At 44.8% G+C, this 16,616-nt stretch carries 15 protein-coding genes and 1 pseudogene; 5 read left to right on the plus strand and 11 right to left on the minus strand.

The features are described 5' to 3' along the window. The first annotated feature begins 99 nt into the window (after positions 1-99). The gene (locus A3738_RS17415; protein WP_068502116.1) at positions 100-1,569 is read left to right on the plus strand and encodes a wax ester/triacylglycerol synthase family O-acyltransferase; all 1,470 of its coding nucleotides are present in this window, start codon (positions 100-102) and stop codon (positions 1,567-1,569) included. A gap of 66 nt (positions 1,570-1,635) precedes the next feature. Further along, on the plus strand, positions 1,636-1,944 hold the full coding sequence (locus A3738_RS17420) for a DUF2288 domain-containing protein (protein WP_068502118.1): 309 nt from the start codon (positions 1,636-1,638) through the stop codon (positions 1,942-1,944). On the opposite strand, the gene A3738_RS17425 is transcribed toward A3738_RS17420, so the two are convergent. The 4 genes from A3738_RS17425 to moaB all read right to left on the minus strand — a co-directional run bounded on the left by A3738_RS17425 (position 1,941) and on the right by moaB (position 6,735). Next, entirely contained in the window at positions 1,941-2,816 is an 876-nt protein-coding gene (locus tag A3738_RS17425; protein WP_197472380.1) for an alpha/beta fold hydrolase, read from the minus strand. The two genes, A3738_RS17420 and A3738_RS17425, sit on opposite strands and share 4 nt — an antisense overlap. A 34-nt stretch (positions 2,817-2,850) precedes the next feature. Next, positions 2,851-4,905: an immunoglobulin domain-containing protein gene (locus A3738_RS17430; protein ID WP_197472381.1), complete on the minus strand. Its 2,055-nt coding sequence runs from the start codon at positions 4,903-4,905 to the stop codon at positions 2,851-2,853. Between the two features lie 197 nt (positions 4,906-5,102). Further along, positions 5,103-6,134, minus strand: a complete 1,032-nt coding sequence (gene pyrC, locus A3738_RS17435) for a dihydroorotase (protein WP_068481713.1) — start codon at positions 6,132-6,134, stop codon at positions 5,103-5,105. A 43-nt stretch (positions 6,135-6,177) separates the two neighbouring features. Beyond that, positions 6,178-6,735, minus strand: a complete 558-nt coding sequence (gene moaB / locus A3738_RS17440; RefSeq protein WP_068481710.1) for a molybdenum cofactor biosynthesis protein B — start codon at positions 6,733-6,735, stop codon at positions 6,178-6,180. A gap of 151 nt (positions 6,736-6,886) precedes the next feature. Here moaB and A3738_RS17445 point away from each other — a divergent pair, with 151 nt between their 5' ends. Then, positions 6,887-7,816, plus strand: coding sequence for an ion transporter (locus A3738_RS17445; protein WP_068481707.1), 930 nt, complete (start codon positions 6,887-6,889; stop codon positions 7,814-7,816). On the opposite strand, the gene A3738_RS17450 is transcribed toward A3738_RS17445, so the two are convergent. From A3738_RS17450 to A3738_RS17475, 7 genes are all read right to left on the minus strand, one after another. Continuing rightward, on the minus strand, positions 7,817-8,608 hold the full coding sequence (locus tag A3738_RS17450; RefSeq protein WP_068481706.1) for an ABC transporter ATP-binding protein: 792 nt from the start codon (positions 8,606-8,608) through the stop codon (positions 7,817-7,819). Beyond that, the gene (locus A3738_RS17455) at positions 8,605-9,522 is read right to left on the minus strand and encodes an ABC transporter permease (RefSeq protein ID WP_068481704.1); all 918 of its coding nucleotides are present in this window, start codon (positions 9,520-9,522) and stop codon (positions 8,605-8,607) included. Before A3738_RS17455 ends, A3738_RS17450 begins: the two co-directional genes overlap by 4 nt. Before the next feature lie 37 nt (positions 9,523-9,559). After that, positions 9,560-10,528, minus strand: a complete 969-nt coding sequence (locus tag A3738_RS17460; RefSeq protein WP_068483596.1) for an ABC transporter substrate-binding protein — start codon at positions 10,526-10,528, stop codon at positions 9,560-9,562. A 138-nt stretch (positions 10,529-10,666) separates the two neighbouring features. Further along, complete coding sequence (locus A3738_RS17465; protein ID WP_068502122.1) at positions 10,667-12,631, minus strand: LutB/LldF family L-lactate oxidation iron-sulfur protein; 1,965 nt, start codon at positions 12,629-12,631, stop codon at positions 10,667-10,669. Further along, a complete protein-coding gene (locus A3738_RS29455) occupies positions 12,621-13,052 on the minus strand; it encodes a (Fe-S)-binding protein (protein WP_068754799.1) in 432 nt (143 codons plus the stop codon). The genes A3738_RS17465 and A3738_RS29455 overlap by 11 nt, the downstream gene beginning before the upstream one ends. Then, complete coding sequence (locus A3738_RS29460; RefSeq protein WP_068499720.1) at positions 13,030-13,356, minus strand: (Fe-S)-binding protein; 327 nt, start codon at positions 13,354-13,356, stop codon at positions 13,030-13,032. The genes A3738_RS29455 and A3738_RS29460 overlap by 23 nt, the downstream gene beginning before the upstream one ends. A 7-nt stretch (positions 13,357-13,363) precedes the next feature. Then, the gene (locus tag A3738_RS17475; RefSeq protein WP_197472382.1) at positions 13,364-14,257 is read right to left on the minus strand and encodes a phosphate/phosphite/phosphonate ABC transporter substrate-binding protein; all 894 of its coding nucleotides are present in this window, start codon (positions 14,255-14,257) and stop codon (positions 13,364-13,366) included. 407 nt (positions 14,258-14,664) lie between these two features. Between A3738_RS17475 and A3738_RS17480 the strand changes: the two genes are divergently transcribed. Then, entirely contained in the window at positions 14,665-16,290 is a 1,626-nt protein-coding gene (locus A3738_RS17480) for a CTP synthase (protein WP_068483587.1), read from the plus strand. Between the two features lie 31 nt (positions 16,291-16,321). Continuing rightward, positions 16,322-16,616 (plus strand): annotated as a pseudogene (locus A3738_RS17485) (3-deoxy-8-phosphooctulonate synthase); the annotation flags it as partial.

Here is a 16,616-nt window from a genome sequence, read left to right on the forward strand (position 1 = left end):
TACTAAATACAGCCCTGTTTTATCGTTTCTAGGGCGTTCTCATTTGTCTAGCAAATTGCACGCTTAACAAAAAATATAAAATAAACAATAGGAGCCGGTATGAATGATCATGCCAGCAAACCTCTAACTGGGGTTGATATCGCTTGGTTGCGTATGGATTCGCCAACCAACCTGATGATCATTAATGCAATGATTATCACGGAAGATATGGAATTCAAAGATTTTAAAAATACGATCATTAATCGTTTTTTGCGTTTTCCTCGTTTTATGACTCGACCGGTGCAAGTGTCTGGTGAGTATGTGTGGGAAAAAGACCCTTACTTTGATCTTGCTAATCACGTCAAAAAAGTAGCTTTACCTGGCAAAGCAGATAAGAAAGCATTGCAAACTTATCTTGCTGACCAGCTGAGCATGCCTTTTGATGATTCTAAGCCTTTGTGGCAAATCTTGTTCGTTGAGAATTATCAAGGTGGCCGATCAATCATTTTGCGTGTTCACCATTGCTATGCTGATGGCTTAGCGTTGATATCTGTATTCAACTCCATTACCGATGGTAGTGCGAATGTCGCGCCGTTCTCGGTGGCTCAAGCAGCGTCAAATGAAGAGACTCCAGATGAGGAGTTGAACTACGAATGGCCGAAGTATCAACGTCTGATTGATAATGCTTCAGAACGAGCAGACCGCTACGCTAAATTTGCTAAGAAGATATCGAGCGATGGTATTAGTATTTTGCGCGATCAAGATGCTATGCGCGGTATTGTTGGTGATGGTGTTCGTGCAGCGACAGAGTTAGCGCAACTAGCGACCATGCCCGCGGATCCGCGTAGTACTTTGAAAGGCAAACTTGGTGTTAGAAAAACATGTGCTTGGTCTGAGCCGGTGAGCTTTGAGAAGTTTCATGGGATTGCGAAGGTTGTCGGCTGTAAGATCAATGACCTACTCATGTCTTGTGTAGCAGGCGCTTTTCGTGAAGAGTTGATTCGCGCGGGTGAGAATTTAGAAGGGCGCAATGTTCATGTGACGATTCCAGTTAATATTCGTCCAATGGATAAGATGGATCTAAGCCAAAATCCTGATGACCTGGGTAACCAGTTTGGTACTGTGTTTGCTGCATTGCCTGTTGATATCGAGAATCCTTTAGAGCGCGTATATAAAATAAAGCACGACATGATTGCGCTTAAGCAATCACTTCAGCCAGCTTTGTCTTATGGCATTTTGTATGCGACAGGCATGCTGCCAAAATCTATGCAAAGAGCGCTTACTGAGAGCTTCGGGAATAAGACAACTGCAGTGATGTCGAATGTTCCAGGACCTCGCGAAGCACGTTACATCGCAGGATCAAAGATCAAGGAGCAAATGTTTTGGGTTCCTCAAACAGGCGATCTTGGTATTGGTTTGAGTATCATCAGTTATGGCGGTCAAATACAGTTTGGATTGGTCGGTGATTCACGTCTATTGCCTAATCCAGAGCGCATAGTTTCTCAGTTTGTAGCGCAAATTGAGTTACATCGAACAGATATTGTTGCTAGCTACATCGAAGACCTTGTTCAACCAACGGTGATTGGTTAACAACTTGCCTTTTATCATCATGAGTGCTTGAATTCGCCCTCTTTATTAGAGAGCAACAAGCACATCATGACTGATCAACAAAAAGTACCTTTAGCGCAAAAGTTAAATCTAGAAACCGCACAGATTTCTTGGAAGGAGCTTGAACCTTACTTTGCTGGAGGTAAGCTGATTTGCGTTTCATCTGACCTTGATATGCTTATCGTCGCAGAACAAATCGTTGCAGATAACGCCCCTGTTATGAAAGGGTGGATGGCTGAAGAAAAAGTCGGACAAGTTTCTGATGAGCAAGCCATGCGTTGGTCTGCAGACAATACTTTACTCTGGGCCGTTGTGATTAAACCTTGGATTCTTGTGCAGGAACGCAGCACCTATTAGGCGGTCGCAAACCGGTGCAACTCTCGTGTCAGTTTGAAAGGTTGGTCAATTAAGGGGGTGTGGCCACTTTTAGTGAACGGTAAGACTGAGCATCTTTCATTCAGATCCGCCATACGAAGCTGACCTGTGGCTGGGTACATATCCGATTTCATGCCTACTAGAATATCAATGGGCGTTTCGCAATTTTCAATGGCTTGTCTGAAATCATAGCCTTGATCGATGTAAGCTCGAAGGCAATGCATATATGCCCCCCAGTTCTTAACGGACAGCAGTTGTCTCAATATCCATTCTTTACTCAACAAAAGCCGTGAAAGCTGCTTAAAGCTTGACCATGACATGGCTGAAGCAAAGAATTCAGAAAGTTCAGTTTGTATTTGTTGACGTAAGTTATTGGGAAGCTCTTTGTATTCAAAGCCTTGCTCTAGGTATGGCTCAAGCTCATCCAACAACTGTTTTGCGCGCTGCATTCGATCATCATGCTCATGCCCGAATAGCCCCCATCTCCAATCGGATTTATTAACACAGCACGGGCTTTGATCGATGTGCAAATACCTCTCTAAACCTGTTGGCTGATACTTGTCGATATAACTGATTGATGTGAGTGCACCCATCGAAATGCCGATTAGTTTGAAGCTGGAGACATTGAGCTCTGAGATGAGTTCGGCGACGTCATCGGCATAATTACTCACTGCGCAGTCTTGCTTGAAGTGTGCATGATGAGATCGTCCAAAACCCCGAAGATCTGGGATGATGACGCGATACTTTCGCGATAAAGGATATGCGTAAGGAAGCCAGTGGCCAGAATGCATGCCAAAGCCGTGAAGGAATATAATTGCTGGCCCGTTACCGATGTCTCGGTAATGAAGTTTCACATTGTCGCTTGAGAAATAATGGGCCATTTACTTTTTATTGAAGAATGACTTCAATAGGCTGAGAGAAACGGCCTGTGATTCGGTCTGAATCTATCGTAGCAATGTGCAGGTATAAACTGCCGGGATCAAGATTTGAAAGTGTAAAGTTTGTGTTTTGCGCGCCTACAATTTCAACGCTATTGCTTAGTGAGTTTTCGCTGCTGCCAAAGGCAAGTTTATATCCGTATATCTCAGATTGATTTAGAGCCTCGCCGTTTTCGCGCTCCGTAGGCATTGCCCATGATAGTGATAATGAGGGCTTGGCCTTCACGTTTAATGAAGCAGAGCTAGAACGAATTGATCCAAACACATTGTTAACCGTGGCGTAGTACGTTCCGGCATCTGCACTCGATGCTGTGCTGACCTCGTATATGCGGCTTGTTGCACCATTGATTGCTTTGTCGTCTTTATACCACTGGTACGAATGGCTCGTTGCTAGTGTGCTAGCAACGCTAAATTGGAAAGAGTCTTCAAGGTAAACCTGTTGTGACTGTGGTTGCTCAACTAGGGTTTGAGCGACGTTTTGAGCTATCACACGTAGTTGAGCTGCTTTTGAATTTAGATTGCCGGTAGAGCTTGTGACTTGTGCCGTGTAGTTGCCTTGATCAGTTTGTGTTGCGCTTTCTATTGCAAGCGTTGCGTTCGTTGCTCCTTCAATCGCATTGCCATCCTTAAACCACTGGTAGCGCATGAAACCTCCACCCTCAGCCGAGATCTCAAAACGAACGTTATGTCCTGCTAATACATCTTGGTCAGATGGATGTTGTGAGATTCTGAGAGTATTGAGAGCTTCTGTTACTGTGATTTTTGCAAAGGACGAGTAGAGCACCTCACCCTTATATTCAATGATGGCACGATAATCACCAGCATCACTTTGACTTGCGTTTGAAATGACTAGTGTCGAGCTATTTTTATTCGCTAAAACGCTGGCACCTTTCTGCCAAGACACATTCGCATCAGAGCCTGCATTTGTATTGATATTGAGTTCAATAGATTGGCCACTGACAATCGACTGTGATCGTGGTTGCTTAGTAATCTTAAGTGAAAGTTCTTTTGGTTCCACACTGAGAGAAGCGGAAGATGAAATGATCTGATTTTGCGCGTTGCGAATGATTACATCATAGACGCCTGCGTCGTTTAATGAGGCATGTGTCTTTCCGTAAATTGCATCATTGGCACCAGGGATAATTTCTCCGTTGAAACGCCATTGATATTGGAGTACTTGATTTGAGTATGCCTGAGCTCTTAAGAAAAACGGGGAATACTGATTAACATTGGCGTCAGTAGGTGATGAAAGCAAGAATATGTCAGCTTTATTCTGAGAGCTTGGGCTTGCTATAAGCTCAGGATGTTGATCAGTAACAGGAAGGTGGTGATTAACACTTAGAGCCAAAACTTGAGCTTGCTCGAGAATGCTGCTGATTGGAAAGTTATCAATAGTAATGCTGGCGTCATACCAAGATTGTGTTTGAGAAAGATTATAAAAACTCGCACCGATGATTGCTTGAATAACGTCATCAGAATCGTTTTGAGCAAGGGCGGAATCATCTGAAATGTCGATCAGCTCGCTGATCAGAGGCGAGTTACTGAGTTGAAATGTTTCCATAACCCAGCGTTCTGCAAATTCTATATTGCCACGGGTTAAGCCTCCTGGGAGATTAAGCGCAGTCGCTACGATTAGATGACTTAGTGCAGAGACTTTCGCATGCTTTTCACCGAAGCTATCTGTTGCAATCAGCCCTAACAATTGAAAGCTGTCGTCCACGTAGCTTTGTTCTCCAAATGCACTTAAGACACCTGAGTGTTCCGCAATACAGCCCTCAAGCAACTCACAGGTCATGGTAGTGACAACTGGTTGGGCGCTGATTTGAATGAGTAAAGGCTGTTCTTCGTCGTGATTAATATTGAGGGAGAAGCGCCCATTTGAATCTGTGGACGTTGTCGACAATAAACTTAGGCTGCCATTTTCTTCGGAGACTCGGTATGTGCTGACGACGCCTTGGCTAATTACCCCTTTAATAGCTTTACCGCGAACCGCACTTTGAAGCATGTTTTCGTCCTCGCCTGATTGACAGGCCGATAGCGCAAAAGCGCAAAGGAAGACTACGGCAATGTGAAAGGGGTTTTCGAAACGCATTTTGGGAATTCGCGGAATGAACGTTATTGTTTCAGGCTACGTATCATACCGCGAACTTGGACTTTAAATGATTAATTCTTAATCACATCACCTTACTATCGTGTAAGGTCTTATTTAAGCTTCCAGTTCAGTGTTTCGCCTGCAAAAAATGGAACAATTTCTCCACCATCAGGTAGGGTGATGATCTCAGGAACAGTCCATTGTTCGCGCACTAAAGTAATGGTTCCGGTATTGCGCGGTAAACCATAAAAATCTGGACCATTGAAGCTTGCGAAGCGCTCGAACTGATCCAAGCAATCTAGGTCTTCAAACACCTTTGCGTACAGTTCAATTGCACTCCATGCGCTGTAACAGCCGGCGCAGCCGCATGCACTTTCTTTGCGATGTTTCTCGTGCGGAGCCGAATCTGTTCCCAAGAAAAACTTAGGTGACCCAGATTTCACCGCAGCCCTAAGAGCCTGTTGATGAATGTTGCGTTTCAAAACGGGTAGGCAAAAGTTATGAGGTCGAATGCCTCCAACGAGTAAATCGTTACGGTTCAACAAAAGATGTTGTGGCGTAATGGTGGCTGCTACTTGCTCATTGGTCGACTGAACGAATTCAACCGCTTCTTTTGTCGTAATGTGCTCAAAAACGATTTTAAGTTTTGGGAAGCTCTCATGGATGCGGCGCAGATGCTGCTCAATGAACAACTTCTCTCTGTCAAAGATATCGATATCGTGACTAGTGACTTCCCCGTGAATTAACAGAAGCATGCCTTCTTCGACAAGGGCTTCAAACACAGGGTCTAAACTTTCTAAGCTTGATACGGCAGCATCTGAGTTAGTTGTTGCACCTGCTGGATATAATTTCGCAGCGACCGCTCCTGCTTGTTTTGCAGAAATAATGTCTTCACGTGTGGTTTTATCCGTAAGATAAATCGTCATCAATGGTGTGAAGTTACTTCCCTCGGGACGCGCCGCTTCGATGCGTTGTCGGTACGCAGCAACATCGGCTCCATTGGTAACCGGTGGTACAAGATTCGGCATTACGATTGCTCGAGCGAAACAACGTGCTGTTGCTGGAACGGTTTCGTTAAGCATGTCTCCGTCTCGGAAATGCAAATGTAAGTCGTCTGGTGTCGTGATCGTAATTTGGTCCATGGTGTCTCTATTTTATGAATTGCTGATTAGTAGTGATCAATGCTTAGTTTTCGTCTTGCTCGCGACTTAGGCATGCATCGATATCGATGTTTTTAAGCTGAGGTACGAAATTACAGGGGCTATGGCGACTGTCAATTTGTGAGACGATGATATTTTCCCACGCGGTCCTACACGCATTGTTACTGCCTGGCAGACAAAAGATAAGTGTTTCGTTTGCCATGCCTGCTAGCGCTCTGGATTGAATTGTTGATGTGCCGACCTGCTCTAAAGACAACTGTCGGAACATTTCGCCAAACCCATCAACCAACTTATCCAGCAGGGGGCTAACAGCTTCAGGTGTGCTGTCTCGACTCGTAAAACCCGTGCCGCCTGTGATTAGGACAACCTGAGACTCATCATCTGCGATCCATGCTGAAAGTTGTGCTCGGATCTGGTAAATGTCGTCTATTACGATGCTGCGTTTGCAGAGCGTATGCCCCGCTTCCTCAAGGCTGTCGCATAAATATTGCCCCGACGTGTCTGTATCAAACGAACGTGTATCGGATACGGTTAATACGCTGATATTTAGTGGTACTAATGTTTGAGTTATATGTTTTCCCATCTATCGGCTCTCAATAGTGATTCGTCGCGCGTATTATGGTCGTTGAAATGCTATTTTTAAACTTGAAAGACCAATAAAAAGTTGATTCTAATGCTTTAAATCAACATAAATCGCTGCATCGCAGTTCTGGTTCTAGTAAGGGAAGCACGTTTTGTCACATCGCCAACGTTGGTACGGTTATTTAAATGAGCCATCTCATAAATCGGTCGTAGCCTGGATTATCTATTTATCGATTGCCATTGCTATTTTTTTCAATATGACTGAAGCGCTTCTTGTTTCGGTCGATGATGAGCCGCGCGAAGCGGATTCGCTATATCTTTCTGTTTTATTCACTCTGTTGTTTCTGATTGATTACCTTGTTCGTGTTTGGGTTGCTGCAGATGCGCCGGAAGAGCATGGCGAGACCGAGCTAAAACGGCGATTGCGTTATGTGAGCTCGCCGATGGGCATTATCGATTTAATGTCATTCTTGCCTGGTCTGGTTTTGCTGGTACTTCCCGAAAGCAACTCGTCAGATATGAGTTTTTTGAAGCTTTTAGCAATTATTCGAATATTGAAACTGACCCGATACTCTAGCTCTCTCACCATACTTGCAGCCGTGTACAGAGAGAATTTTTCAACCTTGTTAGCGGCAACCGTTATCATGATTCTATTGAGCTTTACGGCGGCTACCGGTGTTTATATCTTTGAAAAAGACGTTCAACCAGATGCCTTTGGGAGTATTCCAAGTTCAATGTGGTGGGCTCTAGTAACGCTCACAACCGTGGGTTACGGTGACATTGTCCCGATCACATTGGCAGGAAAGCTATTCGGCTCTGTCATTATGATCGCAGGAGTCGGTATTGCTGCAATTCCAGCGGGTATTTTTGCGTCTTCGTTTGTTCGTTTGATCCGAGAAAGAGAGCGCGATCGTCGCTTAGAGGCGCGAAGGCGTGGTGAGGATATGCTCGATGAAGACGCTCTGAAAAGTATTAGTTTATCTAAATCAGAAAAGCATGAGGCTGAATTTCTCATTCACGAGTATGGTCTAACTTTAGAGCAGGCGGTAAGCGTGATTGAGCATTACCGCGGCTATCACTAATTAGCTTAGTAGCAGCGCGTCGTCGTCGACTTCGCCATAGTTTTTATGGAACTGAGCAAGTAGGTCTTGAGTACTTAGGCCTTCTCGTGATTCTCCATGAACGTCTAGAGCAAGCTTTCCTTGGTGGAGCATGATCGTGCGCGAGCCGACCGAAAGGGCTTGCGACATGCTATGGGTCACCATTAATGCGGTAAGCTGCGACTCCTCTACAATATTCTTCGTCAGCTCCAGAATAAACGTCGCCGTTTTGGGATCAAGCGCGGCGGTATGCTCATCAAGCAAGAGTAATTTCATTGGCTGTAGCGAGGCCATTAATAAACTGACTGCTTGCCTTTGCCCGCCTGACAATAACCCGATTTTGTCTTCTAAACGGTTTTCAAGTCCAAGCTGTAGTAGCTTGAGCTTGTTCATGAAGTGTTGGCGAAACTGCCGTTTCGCAGCAATACCTAGACCGCGCGTCTTGGTGCGAGCTTGAGCAAGCGCGAGATTTTCTTCGATGGTGAGGTCTTCACAGGTTCCCATTAAAGGGTCTTGGAAAACGCGCGCAATTTGAGGCGCTCGTTTTTCCACTGACCAAGTACTGATGTCTTTTCTATCTAGTGAAATCGACCCTTTAGGGCTAAGAAATTCCCCCGCTAGTGCATTGAGTAAGGTGGATTTTCCGGCGCCGTTACTGCCGATTACCGTAATGAACTGACCCTCTGGAATGCTAAGGTCAATACCCTTCAATGCTTGGTTCTCAAGTGGAGTACCAGCGTTGAAGGTAATGCGTAAATCCTGCACTTCAATCATCGTCGCACTCCATTGAGCTTAGATTTCATATTTGATTTTAGCGTCGGTGCAACGATGGCGAGAGTAACTAGTACCGCTGTAATTAGATTTAGGTCTTGAGCTTGTAGACCGAGGACTTCGCCATTCAAAGCAAAGGCAATCACAATGCGATACAGAATAGAACCTACCACGCAGGCCAATGCCCAAAGTAGAATTGTGCGAGTGGATAGAAGCGCTTCGCCGCCAATAACAGAAGCTAGTCCAATAACGATAACCCCGACGCCCATTGTAACGTCAGCACTGCCTTGGCTTTGAGCAAATAAAGCGCCCGCTAGCGCAACTAAGGCATTTGAAATAGCCATCCCTAGAATGATCATCGCGCTTGTGTTAACGCCATTCGCTTTTGCCATTCTTGGGTTTGAACCGGTCGCACGCATGGCTAAACCCAGCTCGGTTTTTAGAAATACGACGAGTAGTCCCAATACAACGAGCGCTAAAACCCCAAAGGCGATTGGGTAAGCAATATAATACGGGATTTCTGTGCCTGCGATGACGAGGTTGTCCAGAGGCGTGAGCAAGGTCTCGACGCCAAGCAAGGCTTGATTGGGTCCACTCATGATACGCAGGTTGATCGAGTAAAGAGCGATCATGGTTAAGATCGAAGCAAGTAAGTGAAGTATTTTAAGTTTTACGTTTAGCAGCGCCGTAATAACGCCGGCTATTGAGCCGGCGATACATGCTAGCAATGTTGCGAGTAAAGGGTGCAAGCCAGCCACAATCGTACTTGCTGCAACAGCCGCACCTAAGGGGAACGATCCATCGACTGTCAGGTCTGGGAAATCTAATATACGAAACGATATAAATATCCCAAGAGCGACGAGCGCAAATATAAAACCGGTCTCTAATGCACCGAAAAACGCAAAACTACTAATCATTGACTTTCCTGCTTCTCAAAGAGGTTTATTTGGCAACCTATTCAATGATTTCTTTCGCCTGTCCTAATAGCGCTTCAGGAATGGTTGCGCCCATGGCCTCTGCTGCTGGTAGGTTTAGATAAAGCTCTGTTTTCTCGACTCCTTGCACTGGAAGTTCACCTGGCGCTTTGCCGTTTAACACTTCGACAACCATTGCGCCAGTTTGACGTCCAACGTCATAATAGTTAAAGCCTAGAGCGGCGATCGCGCCACGTTTAACACTATCTGTATCTGCTGCGATAACGGGAATGTCAGTTTGTTCCGCAATCTTGATAACGCCTTCTAGCGCAGATATCACGGTGTTGTCGGTAGGTAAGTAAACGACATCTACTTTTCCAACAAGTGAGCGCATAGCAGTTTGCACATCTGCTGATTTAGGTGAAGCAGCTTCAACAACTTCCATACCTTGTGATGGTGCATGTTTTTTCACTAGCTCAACCAAAGAGACTGAGTTCGCTTCGCCAGGGTTATAGATCACACCAACCTTCGCGGCATCTGGAACGATTTGCTTAGTCAGCTCCATGTGTTTATCGACAGGTGTTAGGTCTGATACCCCAGTTACTTTCGGACTTGGTTTATCCCATGCCGCTACGAGCTTTGCGCCGACAGGATCTGTTACCGCTGAAAAAATGATGTTGCTATTGCGGGCAGAGGCGACCATCGCTTGCGCAGACGGTGTTGCTATTGCCACGATGACATCTGGATTATTGCCCGCAAATTTTTTGGCAATTTGCGCGGCAGTGGTTGGGTTTCCTTGTGCGCTCTGATATTCCCACTCTAAATTCTCTCCTGCTTTGAATCCCGATTCTGCGAGCACATCTTGTACACCTTGTCGGACTGAATCGAGAGCGGGATGCTCAACGATCTGCGTGATCGCGACGTGCTTATTGTCTGCAGCAATAAGAGAGCTTGAAAACGATGCCGCAACAAGTGCAGCGCCAAAAGCAAATTTGTTGTAAATACCCATACGTAATCCTTCTTACTCGAGGTTTTATTTAAGGGGGAGTTATTATTTGGAACTCGTGCGATTAACCAATAAATAATGCGCTTAACTTACTAAAAAAACAAACAGTCGTTTTGGACCATGCGTACCGTAGGCCAGAGTTTATTGAATGTCTGCGGTTTTTGATGGGCCTGAGATCAGCACCATATTACTTGGTAGGTTTCGGGTATCAAAATGCGCGCTTTGAACGCATTGCTGCAGGTCAGGAAAGATATTCGAAGCTTCCACTATGATAAAACTCGTTTCAGGAATTAAGCTCAGATTTCGTGGCTGATTTTTATCCGCTTTAAGTAGCAGAGCTCCTTGTTCGCATAACGCCGAGTCTGCAAAACAAATGCTGAGCTCAATGTCTTCAAATAATTGCTGTTTCGCTTCGCGCCAGGTGTCCGCCAATTTACATTGATTTGATTCCGTAAGCTCATTTCCAAGCAGTTCTTTTAGTCGTGGATGTTCGCTCACAATGTATTGGACAGGCTGTAACTGTTTTATCTGCGTGTTGATGTTTTGAGCAAGCTCTTTGTAATCAGTCTCTATGAGAATAGCACGGTTATTTTCTAACAATCTTGTGAGTACTTCCTTACCGGAAGCGTTATTTATGGCTGATTTCTTTTCAGTTTCGCTTTCAGTACTTTCGATCATTTGTTGCGATACGCGTAAGCGATTTAAGAAATTTGCTTTACTCTGATTCACGCTCATTCTCTTTTTGTTTTTTATAAGTGTCGAGAAGCTCTCGGGGGCGGGTTTGGGAAAGGTGCGCGTGTTGCTCCAAGCTTTCGGTGTTGGCATTGGTAAGCGTGAACACAAACTAACGAATTTAGAGAGTAGCGCGTGTCGTTTCGTCGAACGATAAAATTGGCGCCATATATTCCATATCACTCGATGTGGAGGTTTGAGAGAAGTCTGCTTGTTCCTGAGCTCTCTGATGAGTACAGGTAAGTCTATGCTAACAGGGCAAGCTTCACCGCAAGCTCCGTTTAAAGAACATGCATCAAGAAGATCTCCCGCGTGTTCTATTCCTTCTATTTGTGGAGTGACGATTTGTCCGATTGGACCTGGATAAGTGCTTCCATATGCGTGGCCACCGATTCTTGTGTATACGGGACAATGATTCATGCATGCGCCACCTCGTATACAGGTGAGCGTTTCCTGAAGTACATCATCTTGGTACATAGCGCTGCGCTTGTTATCAATAATTACGAGATGAAATTGTGACGGACCGTCTAGCTCTTGATCTTTGCGTGGTGAACTGATCATGTTGAGGTAGGTTGTCATAATCTGACCCGTTGCTGAACGAGTCAGTAATTTGAGCAAGGTTGGCAGTTCTGCGAATGAAGGAATAACTTTTTCAAGTCCCATTAACGCAACGTGAATATCTGGTACGCCGGTCGATATGCGACCATTTCCTTCATTTGCTACCAAGCAAAGTGTTCCGGTCTCTGCTATCGCAAAATTAACCCCGCTAATACCCATGTCGGCCTGCATGAATTTTTGTCGGAGTACTTTTCTCCCAACGCCAATAAGTTCATCTACAGTGGCGTCTTTTGGAGGTTTACCAAAATCCTCATTAAGCTTATCTGCGAAGAGTTGGGCTATTTGCTCTTTTGTCTTATGGATGGCGGGCATGATGATATGAGATGACTTTTCATGATCAAGTTGAACAATGTATTCGCCCATATCGGTTTCAATGCACTCGATTCCTTGTGCCTCAAGGTGTTGGTTCAATTCGATTTCTTCGCTAACCATTGATTTGCCTTTAACGACTTGTTTAACTTCGTTGTCTTGGGCAATTCTTTCGATGATTCGACAAGCTTGTTGGGCGTCTTCAGCCCAGTGCACATGAATACCATTGTCGATGCACTTCCTTTCCAGTTTCTCAAGAAGATCGGGTAAGTGAGCAATTACATTTTTTCGAATATCTGCGCCTTCACTTCGTAACTTTTCGAACTCTAAGTCTTGAAATGCTTGGTGTCTTTTGTCTTGGAGAAAATCCATCGCTCCACGAAAATTGTTCTGCAACGAATCGTCGGATAGCGCATCAACAGTCCGAATTCTGAAGTTATCTGACATCGGAAACTCCATAACGTTCTGTAAGTATGCTTACAATGTGCTTCCCTTTTAGGACTAGTTTGTTTTTGTCGGCATATCCGTTTAAATGCATCAGGCAGCCGCAATCTCCAGATGTAAATGTCGGGGATAATGCCATTAAAGATTTGCATTTATCTTCAGCCATTACAGACGATATTTCGGGTGCTTTCACCGAAAAGGTGCCACCAAAGCCGCAACACTCATTTTGATAATTTGGTTGCTCGACTACATGTCCTGAATTTTGAAGTGATGTTACCCAAGACTCTTCGCTCTTGATTCCACGTCTTGCAGAGCATGACACGTGAAGAGCAATAGATTCTTTTTCATCGCTCATGGATGGTAGGAATGGTGAAATGAATTGAATCAGTTCAAAGCACCTCTCAGACAGATTTTTTGCAAGCATTGAGTAGTGAGAGTCTTCTATTCATCAATAGAGGGAAGTGTTTTTTAATCATGTCTGCGCATGAAGCGGAAGGTACTACTACGGGGAGATCGTATTTGCTCAGTAAATCAATGGTTTGTTTTGCGACTTCTTGCGCTTGATCCTTGGCGCCAGAGTTATATGCCGGTTGGGCGCAACAGCTTTGAAATTTGGGAAACAGCACTTCGAAGCCGCAATGCTCTAATAATGCGACGCTGTCTAAGCCAACTTGTGGATAGATATGCTCAACAAGGCAGCTAGAAAAAAAGACGACTTGTTGTGTCATACCTCATTTACTCTTGGGCGGGCTCTGCAAGTGGAAGATGCATGTTTAATTCTTGTACATTGATATCTTGTGCATCGATCCAGTCACTGTTTCTTGCTACCTCAAAGCCATTACGTGCTTCTAGCGCTTGTAGGAGTTCGGCGTTGTTGCCTCGACGATTCAAGTTCACCATGGCTCGCTGAAGCTTATTAATGGAATAAAACGGTACGCGAGGATGGGTTGCAAAGGCAAATGGACTAAACCCCGGAGTTTCCCAGAGAATTTTTAATTGTTCCTGTCGATCTGGAGACAAAGCATAAAAGTCTGATTCAGCTAGGCTAATGGCGCGTACTTTTCCTTCGGTCAGAGCCATCTCTAACTGTTTTGTGTCGGGATAGAGTCGCATGGGCAACGCAAAGCCTAAACGCTTTAAGCTGTATCGCGGTATAACGCTTGAGGTGTAGTTGAGTAAGGAGTCAAAGCCGGTGACAGACGTTTCAATGTCGCGGAGTGTTTTTGCTTTGTCTAGGCGTTTAACGACGATCAGTGATCTCAGTAGTTGAGCTTTTCTTTTTGCGAGGGCTTTGTAACCTTGAGACTCAATCGCCGATAAAAATTGCAACGGTGTCAGATAAGCAAGATCAAACTTTCCTTGAGCAAGAGCGCGCTCAAATGCTAATTGGCTGTCTGCAATGACTAAGGTAAAGCTTAAGCCTGTTTTATCTTCAAGTTGCGTGAGCAGTTGTTGCCAGACTTGAGACTTTGTTGGTGTATCCGTGCGTCGCTCGTAGATAACGCGAGTCTTCAATACCTTGCTGTCCGCATTTTCAAAACGTTGATCATAAATAGGTTGCGGTGAAGGTGTTTGAGGTGTGATGCCAAAAATGAGCGCTTGCGCAGAGGCTACGGATGAAAATGCCATGCTATATAGAATAAAAGCAGCCGTAATGAGTCTGTGATTCAATAAAAAGAGCATGGTTAAAGTTTGAACAATTCTTGAAAAATCAATGTATTGAAACAGTCTAGCATCATTCAACAATTGAGCAGACTTTTAAGTCCCCAAATAAATGGCATGATGCAAGCTGCTCTACTAAACTTCGCGGGCATATTTAGTTATACGTAAACTAGCGTGAAACGGACAATTTAGTTTGTGACGGAGTAGATGTTCTGGTATTCTGGCGCCCCATCTTGAGGTGCTAATTCGCCTCCCTTTCTTCGCAAATTTTTAGCGATTTGCTAGTAGTTTACTGATATTGGTAGTCACGTTGTTGTGCTAATGAAATTCATTAGGCGCGTGATTGGTTTTGTTTTTGAATCGACAGGGTTTACATGACTCGTTTTATATTCGTCACCGGCGGCGTTGTTTCTTCGTTAGGTAAAGGTATTGCTTCTGCTTCCCTAGCAGCAATTTTAGAAGCTCGTGGACTAAAAGTCACAATGCTGAAGCTGGATCCATATATTAACGTTGACCCAGGGACGATGAGTCCCTTTCAGCATGGCGAAGTATTCGTTACTGAAGACGGAGCAGAGACTGACTTAGATCTTGGTCATTATGAGCGTTACATCCGCACTAAAATGACTAAGCGCAACAACTTTACGAGTGGACGTGTCTATGAAGATGTCATTCGTAAAGAGCGTCGTGGTGATTACTTGGGCGGAACTGTTCAGGTAATTCCGCACATTACGGATGAAATTAAACGTCGTGTTGTTGAAGGTGCAAGCGGTTACGATGTTGCGCTTGTCGAAATTGGCGGAACCGTAGGTGATATAGAATCCCAGCCTTTCCTTGAAGCTGTGCGTCAGTTAAAGATTGAAGTTGGTTCTAATCGCGCGATGTTTATGCATTTGACCTTAGTGCCTTATATCGCGACTGCGGGAGAAACTAAGACAAAACCGACGCAGCACTCTGTAAAAGAAATGCGTTCTATCGGTATTCAACCCGATATTCTGGTATGTCGTTCTGATCATGAAATTGATGCATCATCTCGCCGCAAAATTGCTTTGTTCACGAATGTTGAAGAGCGCGCGGTTATTCCTTTGCGAGACGCAAGCAGCATCTATCTCATTCCGAGAATGCTGCACGAACAAGGTTTAGATAACATTATTTGCGAGCGCTTTAATATTGATGCTGCTCCTGCTGATTTAAGTGAGTGGGATGGTGTTGTTGAAGCAGAAGCGAACCCAGAGCAAGAAGTTACGATTGCGATGGTCGGTAAGTACATGGAGCTTTTGGATGCTTATAAGTCTTTGATTGAGGCGCTCAAGCATGCAGGCTTACGTAATCGCACGAAGGTTAATATTCGCTACGTAGACTCTGAAACTATTATCGATAACGGAACTGGGCAGATCGAAGATGTCGATGCGATTCTGGTGCCGGGTGGTTTCGGAAATCGTGGTGTAGAAGGAAAGATCCAAACGGTTAAATATGCGCGTGAAAATAAGGTGCCTTATTTAGGTATCTGCTTGGGTATGCAAGTGGCAGTTATTGAATATGCGCGCCATGTTGCAGGTTTAGAAGGCGCAAACAGTACGGAGTTTGATTCAGAAAGTGCTAATCCAGTGGTTGGTTTGATCACTGAATGGCAAGACCAGAGCGGAAGTGTCGAACAACGTACTGATAGTTCTGATCTTGGTGGTACCATGCGCTTAGGTGCGCAGGACTGTCGCTTGGAGCCTGGTTCTACCGTTGCAACCGCTTATGGCAAAGAAGTTGTCAATGAGCGTCATCGTCATCGTTATGAAGTAAACAATAACTTACTTCCAAAGCTAAAAGAGGCCGGACTTATTGTCTCTGGTCGTTCGATGGATGGTGCGTTGGTTGAAGTTGTGGAAGCACCAGAACATCCTTGGTTCGTTGCGTGCCAATTCCACCCAGAGTTCACGTCTACTCCGCGTGATGGCCACGGTTTGTTTGAAGGTTTCGTAAAAGCGGCGATTCAGAACAAAAAAGCTTAGAGGCTTTGGCGAGAGAGATAAGGTAGGCGGTATGAGCCAAAAAGTAGTGAAGGTTGGCGATATCGAAATCGCGAACGACAAACCTTTCGTGTTATTTGGTGGGATGAATGTGCTGGAATCAAGAGATCTGGCACTTCAAATTGCTGAGAAGTACGTAGAAGTCACCCAAAAACTAAATATTCCTTACGTTTTTAAAGCGTCGTTTGATAAAGCAAATCGTTCTTCGATTACTTCGTTCCGTGGTCCAGGTATGGAAGAAGGGCTCCGTATTTTTGAAGAAGTAAAAAACACGTTTAACGTTGCTGTGATTACAGATGTGCATGAGC

This window comes from Oleiphilus sp. HI0066 (assembly GCF_001635725.1).